Here is a 12,403-nt window from a genome sequence, read left to right on the forward strand (position 1 = left end):
CGCCGCCCTGAAAATGACCTCGGCGATGACGATGGGCTCGGAGCCCGCCGCCTTGATCGGCTTGTAGCCTTGCGCGAATTTCTCGATCACCGGCTGATACTCGGGCATCGCATCGTCCGTGGCGAACTCGACCTTGAAGCCCGTCAGCGTGTCGCCCGGCTCGATGATCTTGACGGTGACGCCGATCTCGCGCATCTCGAAGCTCAGGGCTTCCGAAAGCCCTTCGATCGCGAACTTGGTGCCGTGATACAGCGTTCCGAGGGGGAAGGTAAGGATCCCGCCGATCGACGACACGTTGAGGATCAGACCTGCACGATTGGCGCGGAAATGGCCCACCAGGGCCTTGATCGTCTCCATGACACCGATGACATTGGTCTCGTACTGCTTGCGCATGGCGTCCGTCGACACGGCCTCAAGCGGCCCCCAGACGGCGTATCCGGCGTTGTTCAACAAGGCGTCGACGCGGCCGAAGCGGCTGATGGCGGCTTCCACGGCCGAGCGGATGGACGCCGCGTCGGTCAGGTCGAGTTGGGTCACCAGGACGTTGTCGAACGCGCGCAGTTCCACTTCCTTTTCAGGTGTGCGCATCGTGGCGACGACGTTCCAGCCACGCGCTGCGAAAAGCTTCGCGGTTGCCTTGCCGATGCCGCTGGAGGCACCGGTAATCAGCATTGTCTTGGTCATTTTTTTCCAGGTCGGTTGAGTGCGGAACCTGCCGACCGTACCGGCCGGGGTTCCATGGGAGCTTCGAGCAACACGCCGTGATCGCGGGCTTTCAACGTCATGGCGATGAAGATCTGGTTGTGTGTCCTTCGGCAACAGCGAGGACAGGACGCAAGTGCCGTGGCGCCATATAGGCGCCTCACTGCATGGCGAAGGCGTCGATTCCGGTCAGCTCGGCGGACAGCGCCCAGAGGCGTTCGGCTTGCCCGGGGTCGACGGCATGGGGTTTCACACCGACGAAGGACGGCGCTTCGCTTTGGTCCGGCGCGGCGATCTCGCCGATCCGTAGGTCGCCGTCGATCTCACGGAGCATCGTCGTGCATCCCGGCCTCTCCGGGATGGTTTCTCCTCCCGCCTCTCACACTGCCCAGGTCATGCTCGTGGCCGTTGATCTGGTCGAGCACGGCCGGCATGGCGGCCTTTGCTGCGTGGTACCCCGCCAGAATCGACGCTTCGCGCTGCGCGGCGCTTCTCATGTCGGTGATCCCTATGGTTGGCGCGAGGAGCACGTCCGCCTCTGCCATTTCGACGCTGCTCACCAGGCAGGTCTGCGTCCGGCTGACCCTGGCAATGGTCGCAAGAAAGGTGCTGCCGCTTCGAGGCGGGCTGTTGCAGTAGATATCCACGCCAATGACCACATCAGCGCCCATGGCGCGCGCGAACCGCACCGGAACGAGGCTTGAGATGCCGCCGTCCACCAGCAGGCCGTGTGTGGACTCGACCGGTGGCATGCTGCCGGGAATTGCCGCCGACGCCCGAATCGCCATGCCGACATCACCCCGCTCGACAAGAACCGCCTCGCCGGTGTCCAGTACCGCCGCCACTGCGCCGAACTTGCGTGGCATCTTCTCGATGGGAGTGTTGCGCGCCATGTCCGAAGCCCAAACTGCCAGGGCGTCCCCGCGCAAGAGTGAGGTCCTGCTCAGTCTCCAGTCGGTGAGGCTCGAGACATCGAGATTTTCCGCCAGTTGCTTGATTTCCTCGACAGTTCTGCCACTGGAGTAAGCAGCGCCGATGATTGCGCCGACAGACGTGCCGGCAATCACTTCGACGTCGATTCCGGCCTCCTCGAATGCCTGCAGCACGCCTATATGTGCGTACCCGCGCAAACCGCCTCCACCAAGGGCAAGCCCGACGACGGGCGCAGAGGCTTTCGTCCTGATGCCATGGGGCGTGGTGCTCCGCACGTTTTCGAGCGAGAGCGGCGCCGGCGGGTCTCCGAGGGTCGCGCTGCGAAGGGTTCCACATCCAACGAAAAGCGTCGCCGCAACGGTGATTGCAAGGCCTATCCAAATGAGCTTGGCCATCCGTTTTCCTTTGGGGGCGAGGGTGTGATCCCTTCTCCCGGCTTTCTTCATTTACCAGGAACCCGCGCGGTCTACGGGGCGGGCCGGGAACGGCGTTGTCTGGGTGACTTCACCTCGGGCGTGGGCTGGCCATAGCGCAGCCCATCGACCAGCAGTCCGATCATTTTCCGCAACTGAGCGGGTTCCTCATCATGGCCCCCTCTTCCCAAGGCGGCCACCGCCTGCAACAGTTCGCCCGCCTCGTATCCATGACGGATGGCCCTTGACTCGACGGCGGCATCCAGAAGCATCTGCAGTGCCGGCCCGAGCCGGGAAAAGAAGTAGCCAGGCAAGGCGCTATAGGCCGGATCGCTGGAATTGAGCCCTCGTGCCAGGCCTCGCTTGGTGGAAATGAAATCCGCGAAATGCCCCATCCAGCGGGCGAACGCCTCGAAGGGCTCGTGCTTGTTCGCGAGTTCCGTGGCAGCATCCGCGCAATCATCCACCTGGCTGCGATACACCGCCACGATCAGATCCGAGCGCTGCGGGAAATGGCGGTAAACCGTTCCGAGCCCCACCCCCGCCCGCTCGGCGATCTCGCGAACCGGCGCATCGACGCCGGATTCCGTAAAGACCTCCAACGCGGCCCTCACCAATGCACTCATCTTGCGCTGCGCATCGGCGCGCATGGGGCGAAGCGTGCCTTCGTCCTGCTTCTGCCGGTTTGCCGCCATTTCGCTGCGCCTCTCGTTCATCCGGGACATTGAGCGTGGCCCGTTCAAGCAGCCGCACGCTCGACGCTCGATTTACACAGTTCTACCCCTTGGCCATTTCAGAACAAGAGGAACGATGTTCCATATAAACGGAACATCGTTCCTCTTGTCAAGGACTGTCGCCGTCGCGATCCTGGAGCCTTCCATCGGCGTGACCGCAACCTCCACTTCCGTTGCTCCCTGGAAACACATGCATATGGCCGTTGACACTGAACACGACTTCCATCGTGCTTTCAGACGCGGCTTGCGCGGAAGCCGGCGAGGCTTCGGCAAAGGCCGTCCAGCTTGCTCCCGCACTGGCGCCAGCGCCGACAACCAAGGCTTTGTTGAATTCTCGACGCGTGAGCTTGGGCCTCCCGGGCATCCGTTGTCATGCGCATCTCCTCTTGACTATCGACGGCGGAAAATCATCCCGCCATGATGGAGCGTGTTCTCGTCGACGAACTCGCCATCCGCGGTGAAGCCGGTGTCGTCCCAGTAGTCGATGTGAGTTCCTGTCACTTCGTAGCGTCCCTGATACGCGCTCTCGCGCGTGCCACGCGCTTCGTCGTAGCGGCCATCGGGAAGAAGCTCGTGGCGGATGCGATCGTCGTCGGTGACCCACATGCCGATATAGGGATGTTGCATCTTGTTCTCCTGTTGGTTGACAACTTGTTTGTTGCGGGACTCGGCGCCTGCGGCCTCAGTTGCGTTCGCCGATGGCGACGACAGGGCGACGCAGGCAAGCACTCCCAGGGCCACGAGGCCTGCACGGAGGCGGTGAGAAGTCAGTGATGGCACGGTATTCGATCCTTCTGTCGGCGGGATGTCAGTCGTTGGGATGGGGAACGATCGCGTCGATTTCCTCCCGCGATACGCGCCGCGTGGAGGTGTGCTCCCGAACGATCCTCCAGCCGTCCGAGGTGCACTGCCAGACCAGCGAGGTTCGTGCCCGGTTGCCGACGATCTCGCCTTCCGCCGTTTCCAGGCGCGCCACCCGGTGCTGGGGGTCGAAGTTGTCGTAGAGCATTACGTCACTGGAATCCCAGTGGTAGAGGTGGCCCAGCCTCTGGCGAAAATCGAATGAATCGCCTCGATGCTTTTCCCATCCGACCATGATCCATTCGCGGTGAAGCTCACCCGGGCTCGCCGGCCCGCTGGCGGCGCACGTCGCGGGTTGAGGGCCGGTGGTCGCCTGGGCGGCGGCCGGAAGGCTGACCAACGTTGGCGGCCAGGAACAGTAAGGTAGGAATGGGGCGCATCGGAGTTCTCTCGTGGTATGTGAGTCGAGTGGGGCAATCAGGCTCTGCGGGTGACGGGCGTACCGCCAGGCATGCGCTGCTGTGCCATTGGCCGCACCATGAAGCGCGGCGGGAAAACAGGGCCGATCGGTGTCCCGCGGGCTCCGGCCGATCACCAGGGCTCGGGTTCCTTCCGGCCCAGGAAACCGCCTGTCGGGCCATCGTCGGGCAGCAGCGCGGCCAGTACGGACGCTTCCGCCCCTTCTTCCACGGTCTGAGCTCCCGGGCCCCCGCCGTTCAAATCGGTCGCGGTGAATCCGGGCGCCACCGAATTCACCTTGATGCGGGTATCGTTCAATTCCTTCGCCAGCAGAACGGTGGCCATGTTGAGGGCCGCTTTCGCGCTGTTGTAGCCGGTCAACTGGACCGCCGCGTGTTCCCAGTCCGGATCGCTGTTCCGGGCAAGCGAGCCGAGGCCGCTCGACACGTTGACGATCCGCGCCGACGGCGCTTTCCTCAGGAGTGGCAACAGCGCCTGGATCACCTCCAGCGCGCCGAAGAAGTTGGTCTCGAAGAGGCGGCGCACTTCGGCGAGATCCGCCTTGCCGATGGGGCCGTCCAACGGCGAGCCCACGCCTGCGTTGTTGACCAGGATATCGAGCTTGCCGAAGCGGCTTTCGATATCCTGCGCGGCGGCCAGGATCGTCGTGGGATTCGCGACGTCCAGATGGAGGAAACGGGCGTCCACGCCTTCCTTCTTCAGGGTCGTGGCGGCCGCCTCGCCGCGCGCGGGATCACGTGCACCCAGCAAGACGACGTGTCCGTGCCGGCCGATCCGGCGTGCCGTTTCGAATCCGATGCCCTTGTTCGCTCCGGTGATCAGGGCGATGCGGCTATTGTGATCTGTCATGATGTTCTCCTATCGCTGATGTTCGCCAGCCGGTGCGCCGGCAGAGGACCCCTCGCCCGTTGTATGCGTCATAGCCTGCGACCCACGACCGTGGTGCCGCCGAACATCAGCTGCTGCGCCATTGGCCGCGCAATGAAGCGCGCCGGGAAGATCGGCGCCAGGCTGCTGGCCTGGTCGAGCCGCTCGATCTGTGCGTCGGTGAAGCTGACCTCCAGCGCGCCGAAGTTGTCCTCGGCCTGGGCGAGCGTTCGCGCACCGACGATCGGCGAGACCACGGCCGGATTGAGCAACGTCCAGGCCAGCGCCACCTGCGCGCGCGAGGCCCCCAGCTCCCCGGCGATTTCACCCACTACGTCGGCGATCGCCAGCGCGTGCTCGTTCAAATGTCCGGTGGAGGCGATGACGCCCTTGCGCGTCGGGGAAACGTCGGCCCCGTTCTCGTCGGTCAGGTCCGAACGGCCGTACTTGCCGGTGAGGATGCCGCCGCCGAGCGGAGACCAGGGCAGCACGCCGAGGCCCAGCGCCTGCGCCATCGGCATCAGCTCATGCTCGACGGAGCGCTCGACCAGGCTGTACTCGATCTGCAGCGCAACGAACGGCGACCAGCCGCGCAGGTCGGCGATCGCCTGCATCTGGGCGACGCGCCAGGCCGGCGTGTTGCAGATCGCCACGTAGAGGATCTTGCCGGCCCGCACCAGGTCATCGAGCGCCCGCATCACCTCCTCGGGCGTGGTGGTGAAGTCCCAGGCATGCACGTGGAGCAGATCGATGCGATCGGTATCGAGCTGGCGCAGGCTGGCCTCGACGGAACGGACGAGGTTCAGGCGGTGGTTGCCGCCGGAGTTCGGATTGCCCGGCTCGCGCGCCATGGTGTACTTGCTGGACAGGACGATGCGCTCGCGCCTGTTCTTGATCAGGCCGCCCAGGATTCTCTCGGCGCTGCCATTGGTGTAGTTGACCGCGGTGTCGATGAAGTTGCCGCCGCGCTCGACGTAGGCATCGAAGATCCGCCTCGCCTCGGCGTCGTCGGCCCCCCAGCCCCAGTCGGAGCCGAAGGTCATGGTACCAAGCGCCAGGGGTGATACACGAAGACCGGATCGGCCGAGCAGGCGGTAGTGGTCGAGTGAGTTCGATGTCGTCATTTGTTGCGATCCTTTCGGCGCCTACGATGTGTGGCTGACCCGAAGTATCTTCTTCCACCCGCATCTCACCGGGATATCCCGCTTGTCCGGCGTGCTTGCACGATCGTCCGGAGCGGGTCATTTCCGCTTTTGCGCTTCTCGCCCGCCGGCGTAACATGACAGCCATGAACAGACTCGATACGCTCGTCGCTCTCATCGGCCGCCATGCGCCGACCGATGGCAGCCATGAAACCCCGGTGCCAGGGGTGAAACTGCTTCGCGCGTCCTCCCCGACGATGCCGATGCCGGTGATCTATGCGCCCACCCTCTGCCTGATCGCCCAGGGCACCAAGCAGGCGGCCCTCGGCGCGACGACCTATCGCTACGACCCGGCCTGTTTCCTGGTCGCTTCGGTCGAGCTGCCGGTGATGGGATCGGTCATCGAGGCGAGCGCGAGCCATCCTTATCTGTCGCTACAGCTCGACCTGGATTCGGCCGAACTGTCGGATCTTGCGATCCGCTACCCGGCAGCGGCCAGGGATGAGGTCACCAGCCCCGCCGGGTTGACGCTGAACAGAACCACCCCTGAATTGCTCGATGCCGCGATACGCCTGGTGGGTCTGCTGGATACCCCGCAGGACATCGATGCCCTTGCCCCACTCACCATTCGTGAAATCCTCTACCGCCTGCTGACCGGCAGCGGCGTCGTCCGCCATATGGCCCAGGCGGACAGCCGGCTCAACCAGATCGCCCGCGCGATCGTCTGGATCCGGGCGCACTTTCGCGGACCCTGCCGCATCAAGGACGCCGCGCAGGTCGCGGGGATGAGCCGCTCCACCTTCCACCTGCACTTCAAGGCCGTCACGACCCTGAGTCCCATCGAGTTCCGCACTCACCTGCGCATGCAGGAGGCGCGGCGGCTGATGGTGAGCGATGCGGCGGATGCGGCCAGCGCCGGCTTCCAGGTCGGCTACGAAAGCCCTTCGCAGTTCAGCCGCGACTATGCCCGGATCTTCGGCATGCCGCCGGCCCGGCATGCCAGCCAGACCAGGGGGCAGATCACCCCGAGGCAGGCTGGATAGTAGCTGGAGACTAGAAGGCGCTCGTTTCCCTGCAGGCTCGCAGCGAGACCCCTGGAGTCAGCCGCGCCGCTGCGGCGTCGGCCGGAACGAGCCGTCAGCCATCGCCTGGTCCACGCCTTGAATACCAGGCACGAATCAACCCCGCCTGATGGAACATCACGGGTTCGTCGAAGCCACCGGACTCGATGATCGAAGCCACCTCGGCAGGAGGTAGTATCGCGACGTCTCGGGCATAAGCCTCGCGCATCTGCTCCAATCCCGCGGCGGGAACACCGGCCGCCAACATCATCTTCAGCCATGTATCCAGAAGGGCGTCGTACTCGCTCGAACCCGTTTCCGACGAAAGATCCGAACTTGCCAGTATCGCTCCAGGCCGAAGCCTTGCCGCAATGCCCCGGAAAAAGTCGATGCGGGCCTCGCGTTCAACAATGAACTGGGACACCAGGAAACACGTTGCCGCATCGAACCTGCCCTGGACAGGCAGCGACTCCAGGTACCCCTCATGGAAATCACAGCGCGATGCGAATCCGCCCTTCTCCGCCTTGCTGCGACAAACGTCGAGCATGGCGCCGGAGGGTTCCACCGCGGTGAAGGTCCATTGGGGAAATCGCTTCGCGAGGTGATCGATTTCTTCGCCAGTGCCGGCGCCGATGCAGAGCATTCGCGCATCGATGGGCAGTTCGGAAAACACCGCCTCCAGGAGGAAATGCAGCGCATCCCGGATCGGTGCCGTTTTTGCCCATCGCTCGTCGTAGCTTGAGGCCTGTTGATCGAATACTGCCTTGATTTCATCGCTGCGCATGCTGATTTCCCATCGTCGTCTCCCGATGATTGGATTAAACCACACCACAAAGCAGTGTCAGGCTACTGCAAGAGTAATCGGAGATGGCGCGATGCTTTCCAGCCCCTCCAGGAGCGTGCTGGCCGGCAACCGACTGCACCGGGGTTGCGAGACATGGATGTCGCAAAAGGCGCGCCCGGACAGGACGAAAAATTGCTGCTGCGCGAAGGAGCAAGCTGCGAACGGTTCGCTGCACTGCTAGCCGGCCTTGGCACCTGCGGACGACGACGTGGCCAGAACGGCTGGCGTCGACGGCGCCAGCGCTTCGAATTGATCGCGCAGTTCCCGGATCGTGTCGATGAAGGCCCGCAGGCTCGCCGGCATATGGCGATTGCCGGGAAAATAGAGCGACAGCCCCGGTATGCGCGGACACCAGTCTTCCAGCACGCTGACCAGGCGCCCGTCGTCCAGCGCGGCACGGGCGTAGGGCTCCGGCACGTAGGCGATGCCGAGACCACCGATGGCCGCCTCCACCATCAACGGGCTGCTGTCGAGCGTCAGCGTGCCGGGCACGTCGATCTCCACGCTTTGCCCACGCTTGCTGAACTCCCAGCGGTAGCGTTTGCCGCTGGGCAGGCGCTGGCGGATGCACGGGTGCCGGGTGAGCGCGTCGGGCACGTCCGGCGCGGGTCGTTGCGCCAGGTAGCGTGGCGAGGCCACCGCCAGAAAGCGGATGTCCGGCCCCAGCGGGACCGCCACCATGTCCTTGGGCACGGCCTCGCCCAGGCGGATGCCGGCGTCGAAGCCCTGCCCGACGATGTCCACCAGGCGGCCTTCCGCCACGAGATCCAGTTCGACGCCGGGATAGCGCGCCAGAAATTCGGGGACCACCGTGCGCAGCAGCAGGCGGATCGCGACATCGTTGCCGTTGATGCGCAGCTGGCCCTGCAGATGCCCCTGTTCGCCGGTGACGTCCTCGAGCGCCGCATCGAGATCGTGCAGCAGCGGATCGAGGCGGCCCAGCAGGCGCGTTCCCGCTTCGGTCAGGGCCACACTGCGCGTCGTGCGGTGAAACAGGCGCACGTCCAGGCTGTCCTCCAGGCCACGGATGGCATGGCTCAGCGTGGGCCGGGCGACACCCAGGAAATCGGCAGCGCGGCGAAAGCTGCGGTGCTCGGCGACCGCCATGAAGGCTCTGAGGTCAGACAGCGTCGGTTTGCTCATTGGTAGTTTTTTTGAACCAACCCATGCGGTTAATTGGCTCTTATCATAACAATGATAGGGCCATAACATCCAACCCTGTCGCTTACCGTCTTTCCCATTCTGGATGCCTGTCATGAACAAAACCTGGTTTATCACCGGAACATCGGCCGGTCTCGGCCGCCTTCTCACCGAACGTCTGCTCGCCCGCGGCGATCGCGTGGCGGCCACCGTGCGCCGTCCCGAAGCGCTCGACGATCTCGTCGCCACCTACGGCGACAGGCTCTGGGTCGCCAAACTCGACGTGACCGATGTGGCCGCGGTGCGCAGCGTGACCGATCGCGCCTTCGCCGATCTCGGCCACATCGACGTGATCGTGTCCAATGCCGGTTACGGCCTCCTCGGCGCGGTGGAAGAAGCCTCCGATGAGCAGATCCGTCACGTCATCGAGACCAACCTGGTCGGCTCCATCTCGCTGATCCGCGCAGCGATTCCACATCTGCGCGAGCAGGGCGGCGGTCGCGTACTGCAACTCTCCTCGGAAGGCGGCCAGATCGCCTACCCGGGATTCAGCCTCTACCACGCCGCCAAATGGGGGATCGAGGGCTTCGTCGAATCGATGTCGAAGGAACTGGCGCCCTTCGGCATCGCCTTGACCCTGGTGGAGCCGGGGCCCACCGCGACCCATTTCGTCTCCGGCGTGGTCCGGCCGGCGACGATGGCGGTCTACGACGGCACGCCCGCCGACGACGTGCGGCGCGGCATCGATTCGGGCGCGTTCCCGGTCACCGGCGACGCCGGCAAGGTGGTGAAGCGGATGATCGACATGATCGACGGGGGCGCCACACCGCTGCGCCTGGCGCTCGGCGCGTCCGCCTTCGACGGCATCCATGCGGCGCTCCGGCAGCGGCTCACGGCGCTCGAAGCGCAGAAAGCCATCGCCTGTTCGGTGGAGCTGGATCGATGAACGCACTCAAGACCACGAGTGCCGCTGCCCGCGTCGCACAGACCCCCATCGGCTCCGGTTTCGGGGCGACCACCACCGCGGAAGACGTGCTGGCGGGACGCGATCTTTCCAACCTCACCGCGATTGTCACCGGCGGCCATTCCGGCCTGGGACTGGAAACCACACGAGCGCTTGCCAGCGCCGGCGCGCACGTCATCGTCGCCGCGCGCGACCAGGAGGCCGCGCGTGCGAAGACCCGCGACATCGCCAACATCGAAGTCGAACGCCTGGACCTCTCCGAGCTGGCCAGCGTGCGCGACTTCGCCCGGCGTTTCCTGGAAAGCGGGCGGCACATCGACATCCTGATCGGCAGCGCGGGCATCATGGCCTGTCCCGAAACCCGCGTGGGGCCAGGCTGGGAGGCGCAGTTCGCCACCAATCATCTCGGCCACTACGCACTGGTCAATCTGCTCTGGCCGGCGCTCGAGGGCGGCGCCCGGGTCGTGGCCGTGTCGTCGGCAGGGCATCACCTGTCGGGGATCCAGTGGGACGACGTGCAATTCGCGCACGGCTACGACAAATGGCGGGCCTATGGGCAGTCGAAGACCGCCAATGCGCTGTTCGCCGTCCATCTGGACCGACTGGGCCGGAGCGAGGGGGTGCGGGCGTTCTCCCTGCATCCCGGCTCGATTCTCACCCCGCTCCAGCGCCACCTGACGAAGGACGAGATGGTCGACGCCGGCTGGATCGATGCCGATGGGAATCTCGCCGATCCGACCTTCAAGACGCCGCAGCAGGGCGCGGCGACCCAGGTATGGGCCGCGACATCCACGCAGCTGGCGGGCATCGGCGGCGTGTACTGCGAGGATTGCGAGATCGCCGCGCCGGACGAAAGCGAAGCGCCGTCCTTCGTCGGTGTGAAGCCCCATGCCGTCGACCCCGAACAAGCCGAGCGCCTCTGGGCGTTGTCCGCCGAGCTGACCGGAATCGACGCCTTCGCCGCTGTGAAGTAAGCGGTCGAGTCCATAGATTGCGAACACCAAGCAATACAGCGACGTCATTCAATGAGAGGAAAATACCATCGTGAAGTATGCAACTATCATCATGCAGGCCATGACTGCTGGCGCCCTGACCCTAAGCATGGCGGCTCATGTCACCGCCGCACAGGAAAGTCATGCGCACACGCGGATATCGCAAACCTCCTTGTCACAGTGGGTGGGTGGTACGCAACGTTACGATCTTGAGGTAACACAAGCATCCCAGTTGGACATTCGTAGCCAGGGCCCAGTGGTGGGCGCATCTCACTATCGTCTGAATGGAGTCCTGCTCGACGAACAGCGCAATATCTTGGGAACGGCCGATCAAGTGGGCGCTGGTCAAATCTCCTTGAATCAAGCGGTTCAACCAGGACGTTACATCTTCGAAGTGAGTGGCTTCGTCCTGGGTGGTAAGCGTGACGGCTTCAACCGGTATCGCCTTGTGGTAGACGGCGGCCAAATCGTCATGGGCCCGGCCCTGGGCCAAGACGGCCCAGGCCGATCGCAGAACTCCTCTAGGTGGGACATCGAAGGTAAAGGTAATAGCAATATCTAATACCGCCTCCAAGTTGCCCGAAGCTCCCATGGAACCCCGGCCGGTACGGTCGGCAGGTTCCGCACTCAACCGACCTGGAAAAAAATGACCAAGACAATGCTGATTACCGGTGCCTCCAGCGGCATCGGCAAGGCAACCGCGAAGCTTTTCGCAGCGCGTGGCTGGAACGTCGTCGCCACGATGCGCACACCTGAAAAGGAAGTGGAACTGCGCGCGTTCGACAACGTCCTGGTGACCCAACTCGACCTGACCGACGCGGCGTCCATCCGCTCGGCCGTGGAAGCCGCCATCAGCCGCTTCGGCCGCGTCGACGCCTTGTTGAACAACGCCGGATACGCCGTCTGGGGGCCGCTTGAGGCCGTGTCGACGGACGCCATGCGCAAGCAGTACGAGACCAATGTCATCGGTGTCATGGAGACGATCAAGGCCCTGGTGGGCCATTTCCGCGCCAATCGTGCAGGTCTGATCCTCAACGTGTCGTCGATCGGCGGGATCCTTACCTTCCCCCTCGGAACGCTGTATCACGGCACCAAGTTCGCGATCGAAGGGCTTTCGGAAGCCCTGAGCTTCGAGATGCGCGAGATCGGCGTCACCGTCAAGATCATCGAGCCGGGCGACACGCTGACGGGCTTCAAGGTCGAGTTCGCCACGGACGATGCGATGCCCGAGTATCAGCCGGTGATCGAGAAATTCGCGCAAGGCTACAAGCCGATCAAGGCGGCGGGCTCCGAGCCCATCGTCATCGCCGAGGTCATTTTCAGGGCGGCG

The 12,403-nt window shown here is 64.3% G+C and carries 15 protein-coding genes; 5 read left to right on the forward strand and 10 right to left on the reverse strand.

Annotation, left to right across the window (positions count from 1 at the left end):
- From C1H69_RS14920 to C1H69_RS14955, 8 genes are all read right to left on the reverse strand, one after another.
- On the reverse strand, positions 1–684 hold a 684-nt coding region (locus tag C1H69_RS14920; protein ID WP_102654186.1), incomplete at its 3' end, for an SDR family oxidoreductase.
- Between the two features lie 178 nt (positions 685–862).
- Positions 863–1,036, reverse strand: a complete 174-nt coding sequence (locus C1H69_RS14925) for a hypothetical protein (RefSeq protein ID WP_205738501.1) — start codon at positions 1,034–1,036, stop codon at positions 863–865.
- Positions 1,026–2,030, reverse strand: coding sequence for a patatin-like phospholipase family protein (locus C1H69_RS14930; RefSeq protein ID WP_165789496.1), 1,005 nt, complete (start codon positions 2,028–2,030; stop codon positions 1,026–1,028). Before C1H69_RS14930 ends, C1H69_RS14925 begins: the two co-directional genes overlap by 11 nt.
- Before the next feature lie 71 nt (positions 2,031–2,101).
- Positions 2,102–2,773, reverse strand: coding sequence for a TetR/AcrR family transcriptional regulator (locus tag C1H69_RS14935; RefSeq protein WP_205738499.1), 672 nt, complete (start codon positions 2,771–2,773; stop codon positions 2,102–2,104).
- Between the two features lie 399 nt (positions 2,774–3,172).
- The gene (locus C1H69_RS14940) at positions 3,173–3,409 is read right to left on the reverse strand and encodes an Atu4866 domain-containing protein (RefSeq protein ID WP_102654189.1); all 237 of its coding nucleotides are present in this window, start codon (positions 3,407–3,409) and stop codon (positions 3,173–3,175) included.
- A 181-nt stretch (positions 3,410–3,590) separates the two neighbouring features.
- Entirely contained in the window at positions 3,591–3,878 is a 288-nt protein-coding gene (locus C1H69_RS14945; RefSeq protein ID WP_102654190.1) for a hypothetical protein, read from the reverse strand.
- Positions 3,879–4,174: 296 nt separating this feature from the next.
- Positions 4,175–4,912 (reverse strand): SDR family oxidoreductase, encoded by a 738-nt coding sequence (locus C1H69_RS14950; protein WP_102654191.1) that lies wholly within the window; start codon positions 4,910–4,912, stop codon positions 4,175–4,177.
- Between the two features lie 68 nt (positions 4,913–4,980).
- Positions 4,981–6,054 carry an aldo/keto reductase gene (locus tag C1H69_RS14955; RefSeq protein ID WP_102654192.1) on the reverse strand — a complete coding sequence of 358 codons (1,074 nt, stop codon included), beginning with the start codon at positions 6,052–6,054 and terminating at the stop codon, positions 4,981–4,983.
- Between the two features lie 164 nt (positions 6,055–6,218).
- Here C1H69_RS14955 and C1H69_RS14960 point away from each other — a divergent pair, with 164 nt between their 5' ends.
- Complete coding sequence (locus C1H69_RS14960) at positions 6,219–7,115, forward strand: AraC family transcriptional regulator (RefSeq protein ID WP_102654193.1); 897 nt, start codon at positions 6,219–6,221, stop codon at positions 7,113–7,115.
- Positions 7,116–7,209: 94 nt separating this feature from the next.
- Here the strand turns inward: C1H69_RS14960 and C1H69_RS14965 are convergent, their stop codons facing one another.
- On the reverse strand, positions 7,210–7,917 hold the full coding sequence (locus C1H69_RS14965; RefSeq protein ID WP_102654194.1) for a class I SAM-dependent methyltransferase: 708 nt from the start codon (positions 7,915–7,917) through the stop codon (positions 7,210–7,212).
- A gap of 237 nt (positions 7,918–8,154) precedes the next feature.
- The gene (locus C1H69_RS14970; protein ID WP_102654195.1) at positions 8,155–9,120 is read right to left on the reverse strand and encodes a LysR family transcriptional regulator; all 966 of its coding nucleotides are present in this window, start codon (positions 9,118–9,120) and stop codon (positions 8,155–8,157) included.
- Positions 9,121–9,232: 112 nt separating this feature from the next.
- Between C1H69_RS14970 and C1H69_RS14975 the strand changes: the two genes are divergently transcribed.
- The 4 genes from C1H69_RS14975 to C1H69_RS14990 form a co-directional block, all read left to right on the forward strand.
- Positions 9,233–10,063 (forward strand): SDR family oxidoreductase, encoded by an 831-nt coding sequence (locus C1H69_RS14975; RefSeq protein WP_102654196.1) that lies wholly within the window; start codon positions 9,233–9,235, stop codon positions 10,061–10,063.
- On the forward strand, positions 10,060–11,055 hold the full coding sequence (locus C1H69_RS14980) for an SDR family NAD(P)-dependent oxidoreductase (RefSeq protein WP_102654197.1): 996 nt from the start codon (positions 10,060–10,062) through the stop codon (positions 11,053–11,055). The genes C1H69_RS14975 and C1H69_RS14980 overlap by 4 nt, the downstream gene beginning before the upstream one ends.
- A 70-nt stretch (positions 11,056–11,125) precedes the next feature.
- Complete coding sequence (locus C1H69_RS23295; RefSeq protein ID WP_133154982.1) at positions 11,126–11,635, forward strand: hypothetical protein; 510 nt, start codon at positions 11,126–11,128, stop codon at positions 11,633–11,635.
- Positions 11,636–11,719: 84 nt separating this feature from the next.
- A partial coding sequence (locus C1H69_RS14990) for an SDR family oxidoreductase (protein WP_102654186.1) occupies positions 11,720–12,403 on the forward strand: 684 nt, incomplete at its 3' end.

This window comes from Billgrantia endophytica (assembly GCF_002879615.1).
Lineage (GTDB): Bacteria > Pseudomonadota > Gammaproteobacteria > Pseudomonadales > Halomonadaceae > Halomonas > Halomonas endophytica.